The sequence below is a fragment of the bacterium genome, assembly GCA_035559435.1.
Taxonomy (GTDB): Bacteria; Zixibacteria; MSB-5A5; order WJJR01; family WJJR01; genus JACQFV01.
In genome coordinates, this window is sequence record DATMBC010000063.1 from 34650 (window position 1) to 60909 (window position 26260).

At 64.5% G+C, this 26260-nt stretch carries 20 protein-coding genes; 11 read left to right on the forward strand and 9 right to left on the reverse strand.

Translation table 11 applies throughout. The features are described 5' to 3' along the window. Nucleotides 1–55 precede the first annotated feature (55 nt). Nucleotides 56–1504 carry a terminase family protein gene (locus VNN55_07445; GenBank protein HWO57383.1) on the forward strand — a complete coding sequence of 483 codons (1449 nt, stop codon included), beginning with the start codon at nt 56–58 and terminating at the stop codon, nt 1502–1504. 75 nt (nt 1505–1579) lie between these two features. Here the strand turns inward: VNN55_07445 and VNN55_07450 are convergent, their stop codons facing one another. Beyond that, complete coding sequence (locus VNN55_07450; GenBank protein HWO57384.1) at nt 1580–2068, reverse strand: thioredoxin fold domain-containing protein; 489 nt, start codon at nt 2066–2068, stop codon at nt 1580–1582. Nucleotides 2069–2194: 126 nt separating this feature from the next. Further along, the gene (locus VNN55_07455) at nt 2195–4405 is read right to left on the reverse strand and encodes a S8 family serine peptidase (protein HWO57385.1); all 2211 of its coding nucleotides are present in this window, start codon (nt 4403–4405) and stop codon (nt 2195–2197) included. A 302-nt stretch (nt 4406–4707) separates the two neighbouring features. Between VNN55_07455 and VNN55_07460 the strand changes: the two genes are divergently transcribed. Next, nucleotides 4708–5193 carry a MogA/MoaB family molybdenum cofactor biosynthesis protein gene (locus tag VNN55_07460; GenBank protein ID HWO57386.1) on the forward strand — a complete coding sequence of 162 codons (486 nt, stop codon included), beginning with the start codon at nt 4708–4710 and terminating at the stop codon, nt 5191–5193. Between the two features lie 44 nt (nt 5194–5237). Here the strand turns inward: VNN55_07460 and VNN55_07465 are convergent, their stop codons facing one another. Further along, nucleotides 5238–5843, reverse strand: a complete 606-nt coding sequence (locus VNN55_07465) for a hypothetical protein (protein ID HWO57387.1) — start codon at nt 5841–5843, stop codon at nt 5238–5240. A gap of 402 nt (nt 5844–6245) precedes the next feature. Between VNN55_07465 and VNN55_07470 the strand changes: the two genes are divergently transcribed. The 9 genes from VNN55_07470 (at nt 6246) to VNN55_07510 (ending at nt 19358) form a co-directional block, all read left to right on the forward strand. Beyond that, a complete protein-coding gene (locus VNN55_07470; protein ID HWO57388.1) occupies nt 6246–7421 on the forward strand; it encodes an acetyl-CoA C-acyltransferase in 1176 nt (391 codons plus the stop codon). After that, on the forward strand, nt 7421–8161 hold the full coding sequence (locus VNN55_07475) for an SDR family NAD(P)-dependent oxidoreductase (protein ID HWO57389.1): 741 nt from the start codon (nt 7421–7423) through the stop codon (nt 8159–8161). The genes VNN55_07470 and VNN55_07475 overlap by 1 nt, the downstream gene beginning before the upstream one ends. A 39-nt stretch (nt 8162–8200) precedes the next feature. Continuing rightward, the gene (locus VNN55_07480) at nt 8201–8986 is read left to right on the forward strand and encodes an enoyl-CoA hydratase-related protein (GenBank protein HWO57390.1); all 786 of its coding nucleotides are present in this window, start codon (nt 8201–8203) and stop codon (nt 8984–8986) included. Nucleotides 8987–9145: 159 nt separating this feature from the next. Then, on the forward strand, nt 9146–10567 hold the full coding sequence (locus tag VNN55_07485; protein HWO57391.1) for a hypothetical protein: 1422 nt from the start codon (nt 9146–9148) through the stop codon (nt 10565–10567). A 67-nt stretch (nt 10568–10634) separates the two neighbouring features. Beyond that, nucleotides 10635–11330, forward strand: coding sequence for a (d)CMP kinase (gene cmk, locus VNN55_07490; GenBank protein ID HWO57392.1), 696 nt, complete (start codon nt 10635–10637; stop codon nt 11328–11330). A gap of 31 nt (nt 11331–11361) precedes the next feature. Continuing rightward, entirely contained in the window at nt 11362–12003 is a 642-nt protein-coding gene (locus VNN55_07495) for a lysophospholipid acyltransferase family protein (GenBank protein ID HWO57393.1), read from the forward strand. A 134-nt stretch (nt 12004–12137) separates the two neighbouring features. Continuing rightward, nucleotides 12138–14453, forward strand: a complete 2316-nt coding sequence (locus VNN55_07500; GenBank protein ID HWO57394.1) for a DUF5916 domain-containing protein — start codon at nt 12138–12140, stop codon at nt 14451–14453. A 372-nt stretch (nt 14454–14825) separates the two neighbouring features. Continuing rightward, nucleotides 14826–16796 (forward strand): 30S ribosomal protein S1, encoded by a 1971-nt coding sequence (gene rpsA / locus VNN55_07505; GenBank protein HWO57395.1) that lies wholly within the window; start codon nt 14826–14828, stop codon nt 16794–16796. 369 nt (nt 16797–17165) lie between these two features. Next, a complete protein-coding gene (locus tag VNN55_07510; GenBank protein ID HWO57396.1) occupies nt 17166–19358 on the forward strand; it encodes a VIT domain-containing protein in 2193 nt (730 codons plus the stop codon). A gap of 148 nt (nt 19359–19506) precedes the next feature. Here VNN55_07510 and VNN55_07515 read toward each other — a convergent pair whose 3' ends face one another. From VNN55_07515 to VNN55_07540, 6 genes are all read right to left on the reverse strand, one after another. Beyond that, nucleotides 19507–20094, reverse strand: coding sequence for a Yip1 family protein (locus VNN55_07515; protein ID HWO57397.1), 588 nt, complete (start codon nt 20092–20094; stop codon nt 19507–19509). 384 nt (nt 20095–20478) lie between these two features. After that, nucleotides 20479–21237, reverse strand: coding sequence for a copper resistance protein NlpE N-terminal domain-containing protein (locus VNN55_07520; GenBank protein HWO57398.1), 759 nt, complete (start codon nt 21235–21237; stop codon nt 20479–20481). A 131-nt stretch (nt 21238–21368) separates the two neighbouring features. Then, nucleotides 21369–21737, reverse strand: a complete 369-nt coding sequence (locus tag VNN55_07525) for a hypothetical protein (protein ID HWO57399.1) — start codon at nt 21735–21737, stop codon at nt 21369–21371. Nucleotides 21738–21774: 37 nt separating this feature from the next. After that, nucleotides 21775–22137: a cytochrome c-type biogenesis protein CcmH gene (locus VNN55_07530; GenBank protein HWO57400.1), complete on the reverse strand. Its 363-nt coding sequence runs from the start codon at nt 22135–22137 to the stop codon at nt 21775–21777. A gap of 2 nt (nt 22138–22139) precedes the next feature. Continuing rightward, complete coding sequence (locus VNN55_07535; GenBank protein ID HWO57401.1) at nt 22140–24656, reverse strand: DUF4350 domain-containing protein; 2517 nt, start codon at nt 24654–24656, stop codon at nt 22140–22142. Then, a partial coding sequence (locus VNN55_07540) for a hypothetical protein (GenBank protein HWO57402.1) occupies nt 24657–26260 on the reverse strand: 1604 nt, incomplete at its 5' end.

A 26260-nucleotide genomic window follows, 5' to 3' on the forward strand; every position in this document is an offset into this window, starting at 1 on the left:
GCGCTTGTTGCGCGCACCGCGTGTCTGAAAGGGGAGAGGGCCAGGGTGAGGGGCCTTGGCACGCGCCTCACTCTCCATCCTCTCTTGCCCGTCCGATCATCCATCACTCACTCATGACTTCCGCAATCCCATTCTGCACCCCCGTCTGCCCTCCCCCTCCTTCCGCCGCGCGCTGGTAGATCCCGTCTACTTCGCGCAATCCTTCCTCCAGATCGACCCTCACCCCGGCCAACGGCTCTGGTTGGCCAACTCCATCACGCCCGAAAACCTGCTCCACTGCGGCAACCGCTGGGGCAAATCGCTGGCCCAGGCGATCAAGATCGCCCACCGTCTGTTGTTCCGGATCCGCGACCCGCGCCATGACCGGGTCGGACGCTACGTCGTCGCCAATGTCTCGATCACCCTCGATCAGGCGCGGATCATCTTCAATGAGACGGTCAATCTCCTGCGACGCCTCCCGTATTGCGACTACCTGATCGACGATCTGTTGGTCACGCCCTTCCCGATGCTGCGTCTGACCAACGGCGCGATGCTCTGGGCGCGTTCGACCCAGCGGCGCGGCGAGTACCTGCTCGGCCACGATTTTGATTTCATCTCCTTCGATGAGGCCGCCTTCGAGCCGGCCGCCGACGATGTCGTTGAGGAAGTGCTGATGATGCGCGTGGTCGACCGCGCCGGGCAGATCGATTATGTCTCGACCCCGCGCGGCAAGAACTGGTTTTTCCGCAAGGCGCAGGAGATCGCCGCGCGCGGCGGCGGGGGCTATGTTCAACGCGGCGACAGCCGCGACAACCCGCACCTGCCCGCCGCCTATCTCGAACGGACCATCGCGCGCTTGTCACCGCAACGCCGCGCCCAGAACATCGAGGGCCGCTTTGTCGACCTCGGCAACGAAGTCCTGCGCGAAGAAGACATCCAACGCGCCCTCGCCCTCTGGAAGGGCGCGCACGCCGACGCGGGGCAGGGGGCTGCAGTCGCCTTGCCCCGCCGGCGGCACTATGTCCACGGCTGGGACCTGGCCCGCAAACGCACCTGGACGGTTGGTGTCACTCTCGACATCACCGAGCGCCCGTTCCAGCTTGTCGCCTTCGAGCGCTTCCAGCATCGTGCCTGGCCGGCGGTCATCAGCGCCATTCGCGAGCGTCATGCCCGTTTCGGCGGCCGGGTAATCATCGACGCCACCGGCCTGGGCGATGTCATCCTCGCCGAGCTGGCCGACATTGGCGCGCAGGGATACAATTTCGGCGAACGCGGGGGAAAGGCGAAGGCGGAGCTGATCGCCACGCTGGAACACGCCTTTGCCGCCGGGCTGATCGGCCTCCCGATGATTGAGATGACCACCGCCGACGGCGACTACTGGTCGCTGCCCAACGAACTGCGCGAATTCACCTGGGATGACAACCAACACTGCGATGCGGTCTTCGCGTTGGCGCTGGCGCTGTGGCTGGCGCGTCAGCCGCGCGACGCGGGCACTGCGCCGTCTTTCCGTGTCGCCGGATGGTGACGCAGACAGACGCAGGGGCGAACCTCGTGTTCGCCCTCGTTGCTTGGTTTCACCGATACCCCGACCGTGGGAACGCTACCAAACTCCATCACGAAGGCGCTCCAGTTCTCCGGCAAACTGCGCCGCATCGCGATAGCCGACCATCGGCCCGATCATAGTCCCGTTGCGCTGCAAGAACACCATCGTCGGCACCCCGCCCACATCAAAAACATCCCGGGCCATCTGCCGGCAGGTCACCATGCTGTCGCCGCAGACCACCATCGTGTCGAGATCGGGATTGAGGTTGACGATGTTGTACCACGATCCGAGCATGCGGATGACGGTGGTGTCGGCCAGTGTCTCCTGCTTGAGCCGCCGGCACCAGCCGCACCAATCGGCCAGCACAAACACGATTGAAACATCCTTCTTGCCGGGTGTGTCCCGGTACACGACCTCAGTCCCCACCCACTGTAGCTCGGTGTAGACCGGTGGATCGTCACTGCTCACGCTCTTGTCGCCGCCGCAGGCGGCCAGCGACAGAAGCAGGATCATTCCCAACAGACACACAGCGCGTCGTGGGCTCATAGCGTTCTCCTTTGGTCGGTATCTACCCCGGTCACACCGCAGCGGTCAAGCCCCGGACGCGTTATCCTGACCAGAAAATGGGGCGAACCATGTTCGCCCCATCGGTCCATTCACCGTGGCGTCCGGCTAAGGGCACGGCGCCACGCACGGATCGCAGAACTCCAATGCGGCGTTCGCGCCGCGAAATGCCACATTCACCAGGTGCACGACGTCCGAGACCGACACCACGCAGTCGCAGTCGACATCGTTGCGGCTGACGTGCGTGCAGCTTGCGTCCACAAGCGGTGTCCCGTTGCGGAAGGCCTCCGTCACCATCAGCACCACATCCTGCACGTTGGTCACGCCGTCGCATTGCGGGTCGGCATGGCAATCGCAGACATTGATCGCGGTTGTGCCTCCGGTCGGGCTGGCGGCGCCGGACGCGCACGCATTCTTGCCGAGCACATGGTAATTGTAAGTCCCGGACGCGTGGTTGGCCGTGTAACTCAGATTCGGGCCGTCATAGACCAGCACATTATTCTCGTAGAGTTCATAGGCGGTCGCCAGCGCCACGGCGTTCCAACTGATCGTGTAATCGACCGCCCCGCAGGGCGCGGCGTTGGACGTTTGCGGCGCGGCCGGCGCCGCCGGCGCCGACTGCACCGTCGTTGCGCCCCCCGCCGGACCCGATGGTCCGGCGCCGCAGGCATTGGTCGCCTTCACCGTGTAGGTGAAACTCCCCGACACCCGTGATAACGTCTGCTGGGTCAGCGGTCCGGCACAGATCAGGTTCCCGTTTTCGTACAGTTCATACGCGGTCGCCCCGGATTCGGGCGTCCACGAGATGATGTAGTTCTCGCTCGGGCATGGCGTCGCGTTCGTTGTCGATGGCGCGTTCGGCGCCCCCGGCTCGGCGCAGCCGTCGTAGTTGATCGCCGCCATGATGTCGACGATCCCCCAGCCATAGGTGTTGTTGGGGGAGAAGGCCTGTGAGGCGGTTGCCATCAATGCGTCGCGCACCTGCATCGGCGTCCAGGACGGATGCGCCGACAGGATCACACCCACCGCGCCCGCCACCATCGGCGTCGACAACGATGTCCCCGAGACCCCGCCGAAGGTGTTCGTGCCGGTCGCCGTGGCGCACCAGGTGGCCACGCCCTGCGCGCAGACTTCCGGCTTGATGCGCGCATCTGCCGTCGGGCCGCGCGAGGAGAAACTGGCAATGACTCCGTTGGAGTCGACCGCGCCGCAGGCCAGGATCGAATCGGCATCGGCCGGCGCGCCCAGCGTCGAGGCCCCCGGACCGGCATTGCCCATCGCGTTGCACACCACAATCCCCAACACCGCCGCCGAATCCGCCGCCTTGGTGATCGTGCAGTAGTCGCCGTTGTAATTGGCCGTGACATACCAATCGGTGTAAGTCAGCGACGAAGAAATGACATCGGCGCCGTTGAGATCGGCCCACTCCACCGCCGCCACCCAGTTGTCCTCTTCCACCGGCGTCTCGGAGGAGATGTCCTCCGTCTTGCCCAGCAGGAATTCCGCCTCGAAGGCGGGCCCGTAGAGCGTGCCATCCAGCTTTCCGCCCGCGGTCGACCAGCAGTAAGTGCCATGATTGTGCTGGCCCGCCGGATCGGCGCCCTCGTTCTGAGTGTTGCCATCGTTGTTGATGAAATCCCACTCGGCGATCACCCGTCCCTCGGCAAACGCCTCCGCAAAGGCGGTGTGATCCTTGCGATACCCGGTGTCGAGCATACAGATGCGGACACCCTGCCCGCGGTACCCGGCGGTGTGCGCCGCCAACGCGTTGATCTGTAAGTTCTGCCGATACGACCGTCCGTAGTTGAGGATGTCGGCGATGCCGGACATGCGTTCGCCGCCTGTCGCTGCCGTCTCCTCCGACTCCGGCGTCTCCGCGCCGCCGCGAAATCCGACCACCGGGCGGATTTCATACACGAACGGCAGGCGCGACAGCGAGTCCAGTTGCCCCGGATCGATGTCGAACGAGGCCGCGTTCAGCCAGCGCGAGGCGCGCCGCAACGTCCCGCCCAGGTCGGCGACACGGTCGATGTACTCCTGGCGCACCGGCATGTCGAGAAACATCACCCGGTCGCGGCCCATCTTGGCGCGACGCGCCGCGGCGCGCTCGGGCAACGTCACCGCGCCCTGCGCCGCCGCCATCATGCCGCGCTCATCGTAGAATCCCTTGTCGGTGAAGAACACCCACACCCGCGCACGGCCCGCGCGCAGATGCGCGGCGGTGGTCGCCGCCGCCCACGCGGAGATGACCGGATCCTTCTTTGTGCGCACAAATTGACGGCTTGGCGCGCTCGAATACGCGTTGAAGACCAGCGCCAAGGTCAACGTCCCGGCCGCACAGACTCCCCAAATCCACCTGCGGGATTTTGCCAACTGCATCACACCCACCTTTGATCGCCGGCCGCCGTCCGGCAGCCCGCACCGATGCCTTTCTTATTTTCGGCCGGAATTGCGACCGCTCGATGAGACCTCACAACGATTCCACGGCCATCCGGCGGTGAGGGACCGCCGCCAACCGCTTCCTGCCACGCAAGATACCGCATTCCCCCGGGGTGTCAACCCCACCGGCGGATCGCCGCAACCCGCTTGGCAGATGCCCCGCCGCGACTTAATTTCTCCTCATGCCACGCACCGCGACCGTCGTGACTGTCTCCACCGGCATCGCCAACGGCGATCGTCAGGATGCCTCCGGCGGCATCCTCCGCGAGGGACTGGCCGCGCTCGGGCTTGAGGTCGCTGATGGCGGCGTCATTCCCGATCAACGACTGGCCATTCAACAGGCCATTATCCGCCTGGCGGACTTCGACCAGCGCGCCTTGATCGTTCTCACCGGCGGCACCGGCCCGACCCCCGATGATGTCACCACACAGGCGATCCTGCCGTTGCTGGACCGTCGCTACCATGGGATCGAAAACGCCCTCTTTGACGATGCGCGCGGCTCCACTCCCCGCGCCCCGATGACCCGGCTTCTGGTCGGCGCGCGGCGCGGCAGCGTCATCATCGCGCTGCCCGGCTCGCCCGGCGCCTGCCGCGATGCCCTCAGGACCCTCTCCGGCTTCCTGTCGCATCTTTTGACACTGAGCGCCGGGATGGTGGATCCGCATTAGCTTCCTCCCACAGCGTGCACAACTGGATGCCGCGACGCCGCGACTCATCCAGTCCCTCCAGCATCGGCAGCCCCATCCACATCAACATCCGGCAGACATCGGCCACCGGACGCTCCAGCCGCTGCGACAACGTCTCCAGATGCGACTTCAGTTCGGTGGAGATAAAAAGCTTCAGCGCATGTTCCCCGCGCAGATTCGGCACCAGCATCGGCGCTCCTTTCCTCGATAAAGATTCGGTGTTTGCGTTGGTGGGCCAGAAGCGTCTGCGGACTGCGGACGCGGAAGCCGGTTGCCCGCTCCAGCCGCGCGATGATCTGGCCCCAGGTAGTTGCCGGCGTCTTCCCGTCGATGATCGCTTCGGCGTCCTCCCGCCACGGCGCCGCGCAAATCGGGCATCCCGCCACCGAGGCCGCGCCGATGCCATACAAGCGCGCCACCAGCGGCGCCAGCGCGGTGCGCAACGCGCGGAACGCCTGACGCTGCGCCAGCACCATGCGATTCAGCGAGACGCCCTCACGCTCGGCCAATTGTCCCAGCGAACGGCCATCGAAATAGTATCCCTCGATCACGATCCGCTCCAGCCCGCGCAACTGCCCCACCGCCCCACGCACCCCCCGTTCGATCACTGTTTCATTACCCCATCGCTTCACGGTGCCTCCCGGACAGCACGGCGCGCTCGCGCCGCGCACATCCGAGGAAACGCCCGAACCGTGTCACTCCGCCACCATCTGACTGTCAGCGACCGTCGCGTGCGTGGCTGACTATCATCTGACGCATCACCGCGCCAAAAAAGATTGCTTCGTCGTCGTCGCGCCTACGGCGCGACTCCTCCTCGCAATGACGATAGGGTGGTCGATGAGGAAAGTGCCGTCATTGCGAGCCGGCCCGGCGTACCGCCGGACCGGCGAAGCAATCTTTTTCCCGCCCCGTCCGGCGCGAATCCCCCGCCCCATCTCCGCATTTGTTCGCAACCCCGCCATGTGCTATACTCGCGCCACCATGGGCCGGCATCCGACGGCGACGGTATCAGCACAGGCAGACAGGGAAGAGGGATGGACCCGGTTTACATCGTTGGCGCCACACGCACTCCGATCGGACGCTTTGGCGGAACCCTCGCCAAGTTCAGCGCCGTTGAACTCGGCGTGGCCGCCGCCCGGGCCGCCATTGCGCGTGCCGGCGTCGATCCACGCGGGATCGCCGAGTCCGTGATCGGCCATGCCCGCCAGGCCGGGTGCGGTCCGAACCCCGCGCGACAGATCGCCATCCGCGCCGGACTGCCCGATACCATCCCTGCCGCCACCATCAATCAGGCCTGCGCGTCCGGTTTGCGCGCCATCGCGCTGGCGCATGACGCGATCCGTCTCGGACGCGCCGACATGGTCCTTGCCGGCGGAACCGAGTCGATGTCGAACACACCCTATCTGCTCACCCGCGCGCGCTTCGGCTACCGTCTCGGCCACGGTGAACTCCTCGACGGCAATTACCAGGACGGCTTTTTCTGTCCGCTGGCCGACCAACTCATGGGACGCACCGCCGAGACGCTCGCCGAACGGTATGCGATCTCCCGCGACGAGCAGGACGAGTACGCGCTTCGCTCCCAGCAACGCGCCGCCGCCGCGCGGGCGCATTGGCAGACGGAAATCGCTCCGGTGATGGTGGCCGACCGCAAGCAGGGGATGATCCCGTTTTCGACCGACGAGCATGTGCGCGGCGAGACCACCCGCGATGACCTGCGCCAACTCGCGCCGGTCTTCAAGGACCACGGCAGCGTCACCGCCGGCAACTCCTCGGCGATCACCGATGCCGCCGCCGCCATGCTCATCGTCTCGGGCGAAGCGGTTCAACAGCATGGCCTGACGCCGCAGGCGCGCATTGTCGATTACACCGTCGTCGGCGTCGACCCGAAGGTCATGGGTCTGGGGCCGGTCCCGGCCATCCGGCAATTGCTGGAACGCACACGCATTCCACTGGCGAAAATCGACCTCATCGAACTCAACGAGGCCTTCGCGGCGCAGGTGATCGCCTGCGATCGCGAATTGCATCTGGACATGGAACGCACCAACGTCAACGGCGGCGCGATCGCCCTCGGCCACCCCATCGGCTGTTCCGGCGCCCGCATCGTCGTCACCCTGGTTCACGAGATGAACCGACGCCAATCACGTTATGGCCTGGCCGCCCTCTGCGTCAGCGGCGGCATGGGCATGGCGATGCTACTGGAGAAACCTTGATGGCCCGCAAGGCATCCGAACGTCCGACCGCCCTGGTCACCGGCGGCGCCAAAGGCATGGGACGCGCCATCACGCTGGCGCTGGCCGAAGACGGCTACGATATCGGCATCGTCACGCGCAAAAGCGAAGCCGCCGCCCGATCCGTCTGCGCCCAATGCGAAAAACTGGGCGTGCGCGCCGCCTACTGGAAGGCCGATCTGACAGATGTCGATACCACCGAGGAGATAGCCCGCGACTTTGTCCGCGAATACCGCCGCTGGGATGTCCTGATCAACAACATCGGCGACTACTGGAGCGGCCCGATCCTGTCGATGAAGACCGACACGCTGCGCGAGATGTTTCAGTCGAACTTCTCCGCCGCGGCGCGCCTCTCGCTTTTGGCCACCAAGATCATGCGGATGCACCGCCAGGGACGCATCGTCAACATCGGCTGGGTCTTCGCCGACCGGCTGCAGGGCATCCCCGACACCGCCGCCTACCATGCCGCCAAGACCGCGCTTCTGTCGTTCACCTCGTCGCTGGCCAAAGTGGCGATGGTCGATGGCATCACCATCAACACCGTCTCGCCGGGGATGCACTACACCTCGGTCGATCTGCCCAAGGATGTGCGCAAGGTGATCCCGGCCGGACGGTTCAGCAGCGACGAGGACATCGTCGGCGCTATCCGCTATTTCCTGTCGCCGCATGCCGCCTATGTGACCGGCAGCAACATCAAGGTCTCCGGCGGGTACGGGGTCTGACATCGCACGGGTCCCATCGGACCAATTGGTCCAATCGCCATGTTATCCGGTCGCATCCATCTTGAGACTGCCGGCGGGATCGCCACCGTCGTGATCGACAATCCCGACAAGCGCAACGCGCTGACCGCGGCGATGCGCGGCGAATTGTTGGCGGCGCTCCAGCGCGCCGACCGCGACCCGGCCGTCCGCGTCATCTGCCTGACCGGACGCGGCAACGCCTTCTGCGCCGGCGGCGACATCAACGTCCTGCGCGAGCTGAAGGCGGCCAACGACGAGGAGGGGTTTGTCCGTCTGCTCGATGACGGCAAGGCGATCGTCGGGTTGATGCGCAACTCGCCGAAGCCGACCATCGCGATCGTCAACGGCCCCGCGCTTGGCGGCGGATTCTTCATCGCGCTCTCCTGCGATCTGCGCCTCTGCGGCGCAAGCGCCAGTTTCGGCGCCCCGCTGGTCCGTCTCGGCCTCGGCCCCGACTGGGGCGGCACCTACCTGCTGCCCCGCCTCGTCGGCAGCGCCAGGGCGTTGGAGATGCTTTTTACCGGCGAACCGGTCGGCGCCGAGGAGGCGTTGCGCATGGGGCTGGCCAACCAGGTCTGGCCCGATGACCAACTGACAGCAGCGGCCGGGGCGTTCGTGCGCAAGCTGGCCGCCTACCCGGCCGCATTGCTGGCCCGCCACAAACAGGCCATTCACGCCACCTGGGACCAGACGTTCGACCAGACCGCCGACCTGGAACGCCGCCTCCAGTTGCTCAACTTCCGCTCGGCCGACTTTGCCGAGGGCATCGCCGCCTTCCTCGACAAACGCCCACCGCAATTCTCCTGATTTCTTATCATCCTCGACGGCCTTCGCCGAAACGGTCGCCCCGCTACCGGAGTGAAACTCCCGGCGCTTTCCCACGTCTGACTCTTGACAGATGGCGCTCGCGCGTCCGGGGCCCGGGAGGAAATCTTTCGCATGTCCACACCAGACAGAGGAGAAATGATGCCGGGGATCTGTGGCCTGATCACCCTATACGTAGGCATGGTCCTGAGCATGCCGGTTCTGGCTGATGCGCAAGGCCCGCGTGTGGCCGCCTACACTCTGGATGTCGCTTTTGCGCCGGCCGCCGCCACGATGCGCGGCGAAGCCGTGGTTCGGTTCAATCCGTCCGACTCTGTCGGGGACAGCGTCAGATGTTACCTGCACGGCGAACTGTCCGTTGACAGTGTCCTGGTCGATGGCGTCCCGACCGTTCCGTCTGAGCGGCCGGTCTTCTACGACTTTGATTACTCATTGATCGCGCGGGAGATCACGATCCCGGTCGCCGGCGCAATGCCGCAATCGCTGACGATCGCCTACTCAGGGTTGTTTAATCGTTCGCAGTCCCGTTCGCCGTCCGACTACATGCGCATCGATGAGGGCGGCGTCTTTCTGCGCGCCTATGGCTACTCCCTGTGGTTTCCGGTTTTTCTGCCGGCCCGCGCCGATGACTACGATGTCGATTTTGATCGAGTCACCGTGCGTCTGCCGCGGGGGTTTACCGGCGTCTTCGTCGGCGCGCGAACAGGCGCGCGGACCGTCGGCGATACCGTGATTACCGAATGGACGGCGCCGAACACTAGCCTCTTCGCGGCCCAGCTGACGGCACGCCCCTTCCAGATATTGCGCGGCGGAGCATTCGAGATTCTGCATCTGCCCGATTCGGCGTCCGCCGATGCTGCGCGCTCCATCCTGGCCTTCGCGCAGCTCCTCTGCCATCGGTACGCCGCCCGATATCGCGCGCCCGACACCGCGGCCGTTCACTACGTCGTCCAAATGCCGCCCTACGGGGACATTGCCAGCGGCGGCGTGACCGGGCTGATGGAATCGACCTGGCGCGTCTTCAGCGAGGACGAGAATGCCCAACGGGCGCTGGCCCATGAACTCGTGCATTCCTACGTTCGACTCGACGTCCCCCGCGACGATTCCCTCTATTGCCTAGCGGTCGAGGGCTTCCCCAGCTACTTCCATCTTCCCTGCGTCGCCGAGCAACGGGGCGCCGAGTTCTACAATCGGTTTGTCGGATGGATGGAGAAACTCTACCTCGATCGCCGCGCGACCGGGAAGGACCGCCGTGGGCGACCGGTGCCCCCCGAAAAGCCGCTGCTGACTCTGACGGCCGACGATCTGCCCGCGTACAAGGATGGCTTCGTGCTCGGCGACCGCGCCCTGCTGTTTCTGAACTTCCTCCGTGCGCGCATGGGCCGGCGGTTTGACGATTTTACCGCCGATCTGTTCTGTGCCGGCGTGACCTCAATCGGGCAATTCCGTGCGATGATCGAAAAGCACCTGCCGGGCTCTGCCGCGGATGTTCGGATCTGGTTGGAAACCACCGAATACCCCGAACGATTGCGCTTTGACCATTATCGGATGGTTGAACCGTGACCGCTGTATTCCCGCTCGACCCAGCCAGTACCGCCAATTAACTTGCGGCGTGCCCGACATTCCGCCCATGCGCTCAGCCCGCGGACCCGTCATCACCATCGATGGCCCCGCCGGCTCCGGCAAGTCCACCACCGCCCGCCTGCTCGCCGCGCGTCTGGGATTTTCGTATCTCGACACCGGCGCGATGTACCGCGCCGCCGCGTTGCTGGGCGACCGCCTCGGCACCCATCTGGGCGACGAGGGACAGGTGCAGGCGTTGCTCGACCGTCTTCATCTCGCCTTCGCCCCGCCTCACCCCGGCGATGACCGTCCGCGGGTTCTACTGGACGGGCATGACATCACCGACGCGATCCGCGATCCGAAGATCGATAAAATGGTCTCGCCGGTGGCGGCGCACCCGCTGATCCGCCGCCACATGGCGGCGCTGCAGCGCCGCTTCGCGCAGGACGGGAACGTGGTGCTGGAAGGACGCGACACCGGGACGGTGGTCTGCCCTGATGCCGATGTGAAAATCTATCTGGATGCCAATCTCGAGGAACGCGCCCGCCGCCGTATCACTCAGCGCGCCGAAGCCGCCTCCGAGGACAGACTCGACAGGGAAGAGGCGGAACTCGACCGTCGCGACCGCGCCGATCGCGAACGCGCCGTCGGACCGCTGCGCATCCCCGATGACGCCATCGTCATCGACACCTCCAACCTGACCATTGCCGACCAGGTCGAGCGGGCCTACCGCATATGCAAAGACCGTCTCCGTCTGTCCTGATCGCCATCGGGTCGCGGCATTGGGCCTGACCATGCGCCCCATCTACCGGACCATACTCGCCGTTGCCCGAATCGTCTACCATCTGCTCTGGTGGCCGCGGTTCTCCGGCCGTGAGAACCTGCCGAGCGGGCCGTTTCTGCTTTGCGCCAATCATCGCTCCTGGTTCGATCCGCCGCTGCTGGCGCTCCTGGTCTCCCGCGAAGTCGGTTTCCTCGCCAAGGCGGAACTGTTCAAGAATCCTCTCTTCGGCAGACTCATCTGGACCATCAACGCCCGCCCGATTCGCCGCGGCGTGGTCGACCGCGCCGCCATCGACCATGTGATCGGCCTGCTGAAGGACAATCGACCGGTGGTCGCCTTCCCCGAGGGCACCCGCTCGCGCGACGGGCAGATGCAGCCACCCAAACCCGGCATCGGCATGATGGCCCGTCTGGCGGCGGTGCCGGTCGTGCCGGTCTATATCTCCGGCTCCCACAAGCTCGCGCGCCGCCTCTTCCATTGGGGACGTCTGCGCGTCCGTATTGGCGATCCGATTCCGGTCTCGGAAGTCCTCTCGTTTGCCGACGACAAGGACGGATATCGTCGACTATCCCGCCGGATCATGGAGCGTATCTGCGCCCTGTCCGATGATCCCGAACACGACCGCGCCACCGCACTGGCCGCGGAATCCTGACCCCGGGTCGGCAGATTTGACAGATTGTCCGGCCCTGTCTTCGCAAATGTGAAACCTGTCACAACGTCGGCCGTACTTGGGTTACATCCGCTGGCGGCAATGGGACGCCGGCAACGTTCGCCAACGAGGCCCGCATGTTGAACCCGTATCCAGTCATTCGACGGCCATTGATCCCGTTCTGGCCGCTTCTAATCATCGTCATTCTCGCCGCCGCGCCGGCCCCGGCGCAGACATCCTGGACTCCGCAACGCCTCCCGCGCCTGGCCATCACCCGCGCCGTCGGCGACATCAAACTCGATGGACGTCTCGATGACGCCGGCTGGCGCAACGCCGCGCGCGCAACCAGCTTTGTCGAACACGAGCCGGGCGATCAAACCCGGCCGCCGGTGGCGACCGTGGCCCTGGTCACCTATGACGACAGCCGGTTCTATGTCGCCTTTGTCTGCGAGGACGATCCCCGGCAGGTGCGCGCCTCGTTCTGCGAGCGCGACCGTATCTGGGACGACGACAATGTCGGCATCCTCCTTGACACCTACGGCGACGCCGCCTGGGCCTATGAACTCATGATCAATCCCTATGGCATTCAGGGTGACCTGCTCTATTCGCGCGAAGGGGGCGAGGACGAGGGATACAACATGATCTGGGAGAGCGCCGGTCAGATGACCGACAGCGGTTACCAGGTCGAGGTCGCCATTCCCTTCGCCAGTCTGCGGTTCCCCGCCGCACCGCAACAGTCATGGCGGATGGATTTCTGGCGCAATTATCCCCGCGAGGTCCGCCGCCAGTTTTCCTGGGCGCAGTATGATCGCGATGAACCCTGTTGGCCCTGCCAGTGGGGAACGGTGGAGGGAATGGCAAACATCGTGCCCGGACGCGGCATCGAGCTGCTGCCGTCGGCCATCGGCTATCAGAGCGGTTTGCGCAACGACGTCACCGGCCACGTCGACAACGCCGATCCCGACGGCGAGCTTTCCCTCAATGGCAAATATGCCATCACCTCCGGCGTGACCGTCGAAGCCACGGTCAATCCCGATTTCAGCCAGATCGAGTCCGACGCCGCCCAGATCGATGTCAACTCCGCCTTCGCGCTCGACTACCCGGAACGGCGGCCGTTTTTCCAGGAGGGCAGCGATCTTTTCCTGACGCCCTTTCGCACCGTCTACACCCGGATGATCAACGATCCCCGGGCGGCGGTGAAGCTGGTCGGCCGCTTAAACCGGTTGAGCATCGGCTACCTCTCCGCCTACGATGAGCACTCGCCGATCATCGTGCCGTTCGAGGAGTTCAGTCGCAGCGTCCCCTCGCGGCTCAGCCCGAAGAGCGTCTCCAACATCTTGCGCGCCCGCCGCGCCTTCGGCACCGATTCGTATGTGGGCCTGGTCGCCACCGACCGTCACCTCGACGGCGGCGGCCACAGCGCCCTGGCCGGGATCGACGGCGAAATTCGCTTCCTCAAGAACTACCAGTTCCGTCTGCACATCGTCGGCACCAGCACCGAGGAACCCGACGATTCGGCGATGAGCGCCTCCTTCGGGGATTTCCGGTTCGACAACGGCCGTCACACCGCCGCCTTCGATGGTGAGTCGTTCACCGGCCATGCGCTTCACGCCCGCGTCGAGCGTTCCGGACGGCACTTCTCATCGGAGATCTACTACAGCGAGCGCAGCCCGTCCTTCCGCGCCGACAACGGCTTCGAGCCCGCCAACGACCAGCGCAAGGCCGAGGCGGCGTTTGGCTATGAGTTTTTCCCCACACACGGCCCGCTCACGCGTTGGTATCCCGAGGTCTCGTTCTACCGCCAGTGGAACTTCAACGGCCGGCGCAAGGCGGAGAGAGTTGAAGTGGAAGTTGGTTCCACGCTGAAGTGGGCGCAGATTCTGCTCGTCGTCGCCGGGGCCCACGGCAGCGAGCGTTACCGCGACCTCTGGTTTGACAACATGTGGAACGTGGGTTTTGCCTGCAAGAGCCGTCCCAGCAACCTGCTGGCATTCGGCACGGAGATCACCTACGGCGACGAGATCGCCCGCGGCGCGCGCGTCCGCGGACGCGAGTTGGCCTTCGAGCCCGCGCTGGATCTGAAGCCCAGCGACCGACTGCTGATTGAAAACTCCATCCAGTACGTGCACAGCGCCAACCCCGACACCGACCAACGTCTCTACCGCGAGACCGTGGCGCGCACCCGTCTCACCTATCAGTTCACACGGCGCCTTTCCGGACGCGTGATCGTCCAGTATGTCGACAGCCGCGACTGGACCGACCCCTGCGCCGAGCGCCACTGGCAGGTTGATCCGCTGGTGACCTATCGCGTCAATTCGTTCTCCATGGTCTACGCGGGCTCGACCCACAACTACGATGACCTCGCCGCCGACGATGGCGATTCCGACACCACCGACTGGTCGCTGGCCTCACGCCAATTCTTCCTCAAGGTCCAATACCTCTTCCAGCTCTAACGCCAGGCCGCGGGGCTTTCAATCGCCTGACGCCATCAACCGACACACCATGCCGCCCCCGGGAGGGCTCGCCTCCCGGTGAGCCGCCGCCGCATGAGTGCCCAGTAACATCCACGTCCGATCCCTTCCCCCACACGGATCCGCGCATCGCCACCCATCGCGCCCACAATCCGCGGCGGCTCCGCAGGAGCGTCGCCCTCCCGAATCGTTTCTGTGCCCATTCCCCGGCCAAAGGGCCTTCACCCCCTTGTCCCGTCCCAATTTTCCGCTTGGCTGGATCGCGTCTATGCCCCATCTTAGAGGGCTTTTTGCTTTCCGCAAAACGCCGCCCTAACGGGCGAATGCTGATCCATGTTTGGAGGATCCACCTCAGTGCCAACCAAATCCACCAAGACCACCGCCGAGGCCGAAGAGGCCAAAGGCACAACCGCCAAGGGCCGCGCCAAAAAGACCGACGCCGCCGCCCCGAGCGCCCGTACCCGTAAGAAGGTCACCGAGGTCAAGACCGAAGGTCTGGCCGCCGGTTCGACCCGCAAGACCAAGTCCCTGCGCCGCGCCGAAGAGGGCTACCAGGCCCCGGCCATGGCCGCCGTCGCCGAGAAGGAGGAGATCTACGCCCCCGATCTCGACGATGAAGAGTTTACCCCCGATGACGACGCCCGCATGGAGGAGATGTACCAGACCACCATCTCCGAACTGAAGGAGGGCGAAGTTGTCAAGGGACGTGTCCAGGCCGTCGGCCGCGATGTCGTCATCGTCGACGTCGGCTTCAAATCCGAAGGCGCCATTCCGATCACCGAATTCTCCGAGCCGCTCAACGTCAAAGTCGGCCAGGAGATCGAGGTCTTCCTCGAGGCGGTCGAGGACCAGGAAGGCCAGCTGGTGCTCTCCAAGAGCAAGGCCGACTTCCTGCGCGTCTGGGACAAGATCCGCGACGCCCATGATCAGGGCGCGATTGTCGATGGCCGCATCGTCCGCCGCATCAAGGGCGGGCTGGTGGTCGATCTGTTCGGCGTCGAGGCCTTCCTGCCCGGCTCGCAGGTCGCGTTGCGCCAGGTGCCCGACTTCGACTCGCTTTTGAATCAGACGTTGCCGATGAAGATCATCAAGCTCAACAAAACCCGCCGCAACATCGTCGTCTCCCGCCGCGTCGTGCTCGAAACCGAGCGCGATGTCATGCGCGAGAAGGTCCTGACGCAGATTTCCGCCGGCGAAATCCGCCGCGGTCGCGTCAAGAACATCACCGACTTCGGCGTCTTCATCGATCTGGGCGGCGTCGACGGCCTCCTGCACATCACCGACATGTCCTGGGGACGGATCCGTCATCCTTCCGAAATCGTCTCGGTCGGCGACGAAATCGACGTCAAGATCCTCGACTTCGACGCCAAGACCCACCGCATCTCTCTCGGCCTCAAGCAACTGACCGCCCACCCGTGGGAGAACATCGAATCCAAATACCCGGTCGGCTCCCGTGTCACCGGACGCGTCGTCTCGATCACCGATTACGGCGCCTTCGTCGAGCTGGAGAAGGGCGTTGAGGGGCTGGTGCACATCTCCGAGATGTCCTGGACCCATCATGTCCGTCACCCCTCCAAGCTGGTGCAGGTCGGCGACACCGTCGAGGCGATGGTCCTCAACGTCGACCGCGAGCATCAGAAGATTTCGCTGGGCATCAAGCAGCTGGAACCCGATCCCTGGTCGACCGTCGAGCAGCGCTACCCGATCGGCACCCGGCACGAGGGACGGGTGCGCAACCTGACGGCCTTCGGCGCCTTTGTCGAGCTTGAGGACGGCATCGATGGCCTCGTGCACATCAGCGACCTCTCCTGGACCCGCCGCGTCCAGCACCCCTCCGAGATCATGAAGAAGGGGGATCTGGTGCAGGTGGTCATCCTCAACATCGATGTCGAAAACCGCAAGATCTCGCTCGGCCACAAGCAGGTGCACGATGATCCGTGGCCGAACTTCCACGAGCGCTTCCGCGTCGGCAACGAGATGCAGGGCAAGATCGTCCGCATGCTCGAACGCGGCGTCGTGGTCGAAGTCGACGGCGATGTCGAGGGGTTTGTCCCGCTCAATCAACTCGGCAAGAAGGACCTGGAGAAGCCCGAAGACGCCTTCAAACTGGGCGACATCCTCGGGCTGAAGGTGATCGAGTTCGATCCGACCAACCGCCGCATCGTGCTGTCGGTGGATGCCTACTACAAGGATCGCGACCGCGCCGAACTCGAGGCCTACCTGGCAGCGCATCCGACCGTCGCCGCGACCGTGGGCGAAACCGCTACGGTCAAAAGCGCCGAGCCGGAAGCCCCGGCGGAGCCCGAAACCCCCGCCGAAGCGTAATCACATTCCCGCATCACCCAGGGCCGCCGAACCGAAAAGGTCCGGCGGCCTTGTCATTTACGGCTCAGCTTCCCATCCGCCGGACAAGGGGCTTCCAGCCCTTTGCTCCCCACGCTCGCCCTCCCCCAATCCAGAATTCATGCCGCAGTAGGGGCGTATTGCATACGCCCGTACGCGCTCACGACAATCGAATCCACTTCATACCCCGCCGCTCATTCCCCGTTCCGGGCGCTCCCCAACTTTCCCGCCCGATCCCGACTTTATTTTCGCATGGCAAAAAATCCGGAATATTCCCGCCCCCTCGTCTGTAAACCGGGCAGAGAACAGACGCAGTGCACCCCGTCCTCCGCGCACGAAAGGAGGCAGTCCATGATCCGCCGCTGTCCGCTTGTGGCATGCGCCGTCGCCGTGGCGTTGCTTGTTGCCGTTCCGGCATCCGGCATGATTGTCATCACCCCTCATGACGGTCAGACCTTCCCCCGTCACACCGTTCAGTTGGTCAAGCAGACGGTCGATGTCCGGCTGACCGACCGCGCCGCCGAAGTCTCGGTCGAGTGCGTTTATCACAATTCCTCCAACCGCGACCTGGAAGGGGAATGGATCTTCCCGCTGCCGCACGAGGCGGCGGTGGACAAGTTCTCGATGTTTGTCGGCGGCGAGGAGATCAAAGCCGAACTGCTTGACGCCGTCACCGCGCGCGGCGTCTATGAGTCGATCGTGCGGCGCACCCAGGACCCCGCGCTGCTGGAGTATGTCGACCGGCAGCTCCTGCGCGCGCGCATCTTTCCGATCGAAGCTCGCAAGGACGCCGCGGTGAAACTCTACTACACCCACCCGCTGGTGGCCGACTTCGGCGTCACCGATTTCGTTTTCCCGCTGTTCAATGAAACCTGGTCACCGCGCATCGTCGCCGAAGACAACCTGCGCGCCGAAAGCCGCCTGCGCATCGAGATCAACACCGTCGGCACGCTCAAATCGGTCACCGTTCCTACCCATGAGGTCGCCATCCGCCATTCCGACCCCCATCACGCCGTGGTGGAAGGGGATCTGGAAGACCTGCGCGAGGCCGGTGACTTCCATCTGCTCTGCGCCTATGACAGCCGTGAAATTGCCGCGCAGTTTCTGACCACCGAAAACGAAGATGGCCGCTTCTTCATGGGGATCATCGCCCCCGGCAACGCCGAGGGGCTGGCCACATTGCCCAAGGATGTGGTCTTCTGCTTCGACCGCTCTGGCAGCATGCAAGGGGAGAAGATCGTCCAGGCCCGCAACGCCCTGCGCTTCTGCCTCGAAGGCCTCAATCCCGAAGACCGTTTCGCGGTGGTCTGGTTCAACGATGGCGTCGAAACCATCGCCGATCATCTGGTCCGCGCCGATGGCCCCGATCGCGCCGCGGCCCTCGACCGCCTCGCGGGACTCAGCGCCGATGGCGGCACCTTCATCGATGGCGCCCTGGCCCGCGCGCAGACGCTCTTCGAGGACAACGACCGTCCGAAGTATCTGGTGTTCCTCACCGATGGCCTGCCCACCGTCGGCGAACGCAATTCCGATCTCATCACCCGCGCCGCGCGCGAGCGCAACGGCCTGCGCGCGCGCATCTTTACTTTCGGTGTCGGCTACGACTTGAACGCCGGTCTGCTCAACGATCTGGCGGAACAGAACCATGGGTTCTCCTCCTATGTCGCGCCCGAAGAGGATGTCGAAATCGCCGTCTCCAACTTCTTCCGCAAGATGAGCCGTCCGGTCCTCTCCGACTGCCGCCTCGAATTCGCGCCGGGGGTGGTCATCAATGATATGTATCCGGCGACTCTCCCCGACGTCTTCGCCGGCAGCGAGATCGTCGTCTATGGCCGCTTCCTCAACGACGCCGAAACCACCGTGCGTCTGCTTGGCACCCGTGGCGGCACGAAGGTCAATCACACCTTCCCCGCGGTCTTTAAGCCCAAACGCGATCAGTACCCGTTCATTGCCAAGTTGTGGGCGGGACGGCGCATCGGACATCTGCTCGACGCGATGCGCGTCTCCGGGGAAAGCCCGGAGATCAAAGATGAGGTTGTGCGGCTGTCGAAGACCTACGGCATCATGACGCCCTACACGTCGTTCCTGGCCGCCCCCGAAGAGGTGAAGGCCGCCATGAACATGACCACACCGCAGCGGGCCTTCGAATCCCATGGGTTGGCCGCCGGCACGCCGCAGGTCCTCTCTGCCATCGAAGCCAGCAAACTGAAGTCGTCGCCGCAGGTCGATTACTACCTCGCGCCGGCACAGGCCGATTATCTCACGGCGCCGGCCGCCAAGGCGGAGAAGGCCGTGTCCGGACGCCGCTTCACCCTGATCGATGGTGTCTGGACCGACTGGAATGCCACTACCGCCGCTTTGGCCGTCAGCGATACCATCGTGGTCAAACCCTACTCGCCCGCCTACTTCCGGCTGTCACAAAACAAGGAAATCGCGGCGATCCTGTCTCTGGGTTCTAAGGTCAAGTTCTTGTGGAACAATGTGTTAATCAGGACTGACGAAAGCGGGGCTGAAGAGTGGAACAATAACTGGCCTCAACTGTAATAGCTTATGCGAGCACAGTGCGGGGCAATACCACCTCCTTGTCCCGCTTCTGCACAATCCCCGGGTCAATCCACCGACCCGGGGATTTCTCCATTCAGCGGACAGGGCAATCCGCCGCAGCGGAGAGCCTGCCCTTCCGTAGCGCCGCCTACCCCTGCGCCACCATCATCCCGCCCACCAACATGGCCGGCAAGCCCATCAGCACAAACCAGATGATGATTGAGACCACTAGGATCACACCCATGTAGGGCAGCCGTTGGTCCTCCGGTGTCTTCATCACATGCGGCAAACCGACGTAGAACAAATAGAGCCCATAGAGCTCCACCAGGATCGCCAGCATGCCGAGAATCGGAATGAGCGTGACCACCGATGCCACCCAGTGGGGCGCCTGCGAGAAGGTCACGATCTTGAGGGCGTCGACGAATGACCCCTGCGACTTGAACGTGGGCGCCAGCTTCTGCGTGATGAAGGCGGTCACCGCCACAGCGATCAGCCCCAGCACATACGTGAAGACCATCATGAAAAGCAGCGTGCTGATCGCCGGACGCACCGACAGCCCGGTGAACGGAATCCCCTGCCCGAAGATCGTCCCCGAAATGAACCCGCACACCGGCCCGATCGCCGACAGCGGGATGATGTACTTCGTGTAGATCCCGGCGGTGCTCATCGCTTCCTGCGCGATCACCGGCCACTCCTGGCCGGGCCGCAGGGCAACGTTGATGACGCGCTGCAACATGGCAAGACCCTCCGTGGTCGGCCCCTGTCAACGATCCCGTGCAACCGCAACAAGCCGGGCCCCGCAACATCTGTCAAGACGAATCCCCGCACCCGGAAGGCGATCCGACGCGGCGGATCGTCTTCCGTCTGCGATCTAACCGGGAGGACGAGGCTTCCGCCGAGCCTGCTCTTTGGCCGTAACGACCAAGGGCAGGTCTCAGACCTGCCACCCGCGCACCAGACAACGTGATTCGCAAAGTTCGTCATCCCAAGACCCGGCGCTCGTTGCCGGGTCTTGGGATCTTTGTTGCTCTTCCATCGACGACCCATTGCAGGAAGGGCCGGTCACCGACCGGCCCTCCACATCTCATACTCGGGAAATGACCTTCGAACGCATGATCGCTCACCGCCCGCAGCTGCGCGCCTGCACCTTCACTTCCGGCCAGCAGCTCTCGCCCGGCCAGACGCTCAGGAACTTGTCGACCACCAGCGCCTGCTCCTTGCCGGCGCCATCGGCCCGCGGACGGTTGATGATCCGTCCCTCGACCGACACCAGCATCGGCTCTCCCGGCGCGCTGCGCGCAAACGAATAGGAACGCTCCAGCGCCGCGTTGTCCCCCGCGGCCGCCACCGGCAGCCGGAGGCGGGTCAGGCATTCGGTGATCTGGCCGGCATCGGCCAGGTAGGTGTACATCCCATGCAGACGCACCCGTGGCTCAAACCAGTCGATGGCGGGCTGACGCTCCAGCGCGTAGTTCAATGATGACTCGATCGGCCGGCTATCGTGGTCCAAAAGCCGCAGGACATTCTTCCCTTCGATGGCGAGGAGAATGGGAGTCTCCTCCTTGCTGCGCAGAATCAGCGATTTGCCGTCCTTCGAAAACTCCCAGTATCCGATCTGATCGAAATGCGCCACCGCCTCCGGTTCGCCCCGGTAGGTTTGGCGCAGGAAGTAAACGCCGTCCGACCAGATGTTGAGCGAGTGGTCGATCCCGGCGCCGTCGGCGCCGGGGAGAGTCCCCTTGTAGGTCGCCGGAAAATCCATCGGCATGCGCCGGGTGATGTCGGCCATGCCGCCGCCGCCGGGCCGCGCGCAGTAACTGCTGCAACCGCCGGCAAACGACAACGAGATGATCAGAACGGCGACGAGTCGACGCGCCATCAAGCCCCCCATACAGACTATGTCGGCCGCCCGCGGCTGGGATTTGACCCCGATGCCGCCGACGCCGGCGCGCAAAAATAGGGGCGCGGTGGCCGCGCCCCTAAGGAAATCTCACGCTTGCATCGACCGCGTCACGATGTGCGGAACTTGAGACGGTCGCCGTACTCCGTCATGAGTTCATCGCGGATCTGCTGGCCGGTCTTGCCGGCGGCCAGTTCCGATTTTACGCGGTCTTCGATCGCGTGCGCGACGTTGCAGTGGCAGCCCAGCAGCGCGACCTGCGAATCCTCGGTCCCCGGGCAGCGGAACCCGGCGATGATCCACTGATCCTTGACGTCCAACTGGTGCGGGCAGGTCGCCGTGGTCCCCGCGCCGGCCGCCATCCCGGCGCCCGCCGGCGCGGTGCGCTGTCCGACGAAATACCCGCCGATGAACCCGATCAACAGGCCCACCACCGCCATCAACACCACATTGACCGATCCGCCCTTCTGACCGTTCATCGCATTCCTCCCGAGAGCGGCGCTCTCACTATTCCGATCAATTCGGCCCCATCTTCAATTGATTGCCGTACTGGGCCATCATTTCCTGACGAATCACCGTGCCATCCTTGCCCTGGCCCAGCTCCTGTTTGACCCGGTTGCGCAGTGTCTGCGCCTCGGCGCAGTCGCAGTTGCGCAGTTCGCATTGCGGGCAGGCCGGCGAGGGACAGCGAAAACCGGCGATGATATACTCATCCACCGGCGACAGCAACGACGGATCGACCCCGGTGGTCAACGTCACCTGCGAGGCGATCGGCCCGCCCTGACCGACAAAGAAACCGGCGATCCCCCCGACCAACAGGCAGAGGACCAGCACCAGCGACGGGTTGACACCCGACAGATTCTCGCGCACTGCGTTCACATTCACTCCACGTTGGGTTGGGTCTCGCGCACGGACTCCGCATGAACCGGCGGGTAATTCAGATACGTCATCAGTCTGTATTCCCATTGACTGATCGTGTTCTGCGTCGGGTTGGGAATCATGGCCGTGTATCCCATCGTCTTGCGTTCAAACACATGCGAGTTGGCAAAGGCGATCACCTGGCCCTCGCCGACTTTGACCCGCGCGCAGATCGCGCTGCCGTCCGGCCCGGCCAGGATCGGTTCGCCGCCCACCACCCGTCCGCCGGCCGTCCACAACACCTGCTGCAGATAGTCGGTCATGCCCGCTGGCGGCGCCTGCGCGCGCAGATCGAGACTGAGGCCGAAGCCCGCCAGCAGTTGATTGGCGGATGAGTGCGTCGCGTTGGTCGGATCGTCCAGCACATAGAGGGTCCCGCCGCCCTCGACAAACCGACGCGCCATCTCCAGTTCGGCGGTCTCAAACGTGCCCTGCGGGTCGATGATGATCTGTCCGCCCGGTTTGCTGAAGGACTCTTCGAAGGTCGGCCACTTGCGCGGCACCACACCGACGCGCTGTGTCCAGAGGAAGAACGTGCTGAAATCCTTGTCCGCCTCGCGCGCCAGACGCAACTCCGGCACGAAGAACTTCGAATGCTCGCTTTCGAAATTCAGTTGGGCAAAGGGCGTGTGCGGCTCCGGCAGGGGATAGCTGGCGCGATTGGCGCGCTCGATCCAGCGCGCGCTCCCGGCAAACACCAGGCAGCCGACCGCGGCATACCACAGCCACCCCTCCAGCCGCAGCGAATGCGCCGCCACCGCGCCACCGATCAGGCAAACGGAGGCCAGCAGGAAGGTGAGAATGCGCCAGTAGGGGAAGGGATCATAGCGATTGCAGTACTCCGCCAGCCCCAGCGCCAACTCGGGCTTGCCGGGTATGAACACAAAGAAGTTGGACCAGAGCGTCGAGTCGGTAAACGAGACAATCCGTCCCTTGCCAAACCGCGTCTGCAACGCGTTGAAAAACACTCCGAACCGATACCCCGTGCTTTGCGCCCGCTCCGGGAAGAAGTTGCGTTGCGTGTAGTCGGCCGGCAGCGTCTTCACGCCGATCGTGGTCATGATCGATCGCGCCGAAAGGTCGCCGTACATCGTGCATGGCCCGCCGAACAGGAACGTCGGCATGTTCTGCGCCACCGGATGCGGCAGGATCCCCTGGCGTTCATGCACGTTCAAATCGCCGGTCTTCAGTTCATAGATGATGTCGGAAATGAATCGCTGCCCGAAGCGCGTCGCCACCGGATTGAGGAAGGTGGCGTACCCGAACACGTTGGTGTGTTCGCCGATGAGGAAAAGCCCGCCGCCATCGGCGACCCACTCCTCGATCGCGGCGATCTCGCCCGGCGAGTAGGGCTGCGTCGGCACCTTCAATACCAGGATGTCGACGCTGTCGAGCACCGCCGCCGTGAGCGAGTCGAAATGACGCCGCACGTGGTAATGCTGGTTCCAGAATTCGGCGAGGCAATAGAAGTTGTAAGTCGATTGCTGGCCGTACCAAACCGTGTCAAACGGCATCTCGGTCCATTCCCAATCGGAATGGTACTCGTCGATGAGCATCCGCCCCTGCTTCTGCACGCCGGCCGGGTGATACCCCTCGTAGGCGGTCCACGCCAGAGTGCCCACCGCCACCAGCGCCACCGTGAACGCCAGCCGTTTCCCCGCCGAGGCCTGACGTGACTCCGGCAGCGTCACCGCCGGACGCTTCCAGATCGTCGCCCCGTGCAGGAAGAACCCGACTGGCCACACGGTCCAGGCAAAGATCTTCGGACTCCAGAACGTGTCGGCCATCCCGCCCTGGTTGTAGTCCCAGAGGACAATCGCCGCGTAACGCGCCAGCATGAACACCGCCAGCGCAAACGCCCCGGTGATCAACGAGCGCAGGCGAATCTTCCCGGTGACGCACAGGCCCGCCAGCCCCATGAACATCATCAGGAAGACATACACGCCCATGTTGTTGAGCGAGGGCACAACCTGATAGAGACGGTCAACGGCAAACAGATGCAGGCCATCGGGCAGCGCCGACGCGTCGGCGCCAAACAAGCGGAACGCGCTGGCCAGGATATCGCTGGTGACCGCGCACCCATGCCCGCGCGGTCCGACATAGACCATGTACAGATACAATCCGGCCAACTGCATCAGGGCGACACTGCCCGCAACGATCAGTCCCTCTCCGAGACGCGCCCCGAGCGGCGTCCGTCCGAGGATGACCAGAGTGGCCGCGCCGACGGCCAGGAGGAGCGGCCCGAGATAGGGGAGATCGAACCATAGCCAGGCGAACACCGCCAGCCCCGCCGCGGCGATCAACACCCGTGGATGCCAACTCCGCGCGGCCGCGTCGCGGTTCCACGACGCCGCCAGGATCAGGAACGTCCCCAATCCCGCCAGCCAGAGAAAGGTCCGCGCCGACGGATCGGGATTCGGCCAGACAAACAGCCACCCGATCGCCCACAGGATCACACCCCAGGTGTAGAGTCGCTTCATTTAGGACGCGCCGGGTCGGAACACCGCTTCCATCAACGCGCGGAAAAACCGCACGTTCTCCATGACCACTTGTTCGTTCTGTCCCTCAAGGTTCTTGCAGTAGAAGAACTGCGAGTCGCCGATGGCGATCAGGCCGCCCTGCCCGCGACGCACCACCTTGGCCACCGGCGTCTGGAACGCCTCGATCAGCGTCTCGATCCCCGCGCCGTCGCCGGCCACCGGGTACGCGTCGGCCATCTTGACCGTCCCGCCAAAGGCCGCGCCATCGGCCGCGCCCAGCGGGACATTCTCCAGCCGCACGCCGAAACGGTCGTAGAGATCGCGCACATACGGGTAAGTGTTCCACCCCGCCGCGCTCAACACCCAGCCGCCGCGCTCGGCGAATTGCTCCAGCGCGTCGATTTCCTCGCCGCTGAAATGGCGCGTCGGCGCAAAGATCACATACAAATCCGCTTCGCCCGGCTTCATGTCGGTGGGCGAATCGACAAACTTCGGCGAGAATCCGGTGCGCATCAGATTGTACTGCAGGCCGCCGATGGACTTCGGCTCCCAGGCCATCAGATCGAACATCGAGCCGTGCCCCTCGTCGATGAGCGCCTGACGGTACGTCCCCGTCTTCCACTCCGCCTGCCCGTCGCCGGCAATCATCGCGCCCAGCCCGACCGACAGCGCCGGCAAAAGCAGCGCCGTCATCATCCACACCGGCTGCGAGAGCGAAAGCACAACCAGCACGGTGCCGACAATCCCGATCAACAGCAGCAGCAGCTCGCTGCGCCAGCGGTCAATGAACGACAGCCATGAGTCATCGGTCAGCCAGTGCAGCGTGCGGTTGATCATCGCGTACGAGCGGATGATCGTGCCGTTCTGATACGGCGACGTGTCGCCGTGCAGCACCGCCTTGCCCTTGCCCCAATGCGCCGCCGCCGCCAGCACCACATCCCCCAGCGGCTCCCCCGGATCGTAGGCAAGGTTGCCGAGGTAGGAGCGCGCCTTGTTGTTCATGTCGCCGGGATCGGAGAAGGCGCCGCGGCCGACGACAAACGGTTCCCCTTTGGGGCCGGCGGTCACCGACGCGCCCAGCCACAACTCCGCGTCCATCTCGCCGCCCGAGCGCCCCAGCGGATGAAACAGGTACGACTTCGCCGCCACCCAACTGCGCCGCAACGGCACCGCCGTGTCAAAGTTCAGCTCCAACCCGGTGGGGGAGAGCAGGTCGTTGGTCGGCTCACGGATCGCGTCGGTGCCGGTGTGGTCGCCCACAATCAGGAGTCCGCCGCCCCGCTCAACAAACTCCCAGATCAGGTTGCGTTCATCCTCGGGGAACTTCTCCAGCAGATTGGCGATGAAGATGACATCGATCGAGTCGAGGATCTCGCGACGGATCGCCGCGCGCCGCCAGGTGTGCCCGGTGCTCTCCAGGTAGGTGGGCAGGAAGCCGAACATGCCCCCCGAACGGTCGCCGTAGCGTCCATGCTGCGGGACTCCCTGATCGAGAATGTTGCGCTCGGGCAAAAGCACCCGCACCGGCTTGTCCCCATACGATGCGGCCAGCGCGACCAGCGCCGTGACGGCCAGAAGTCCGAGGGAAACCCAGGCGGGCCGTG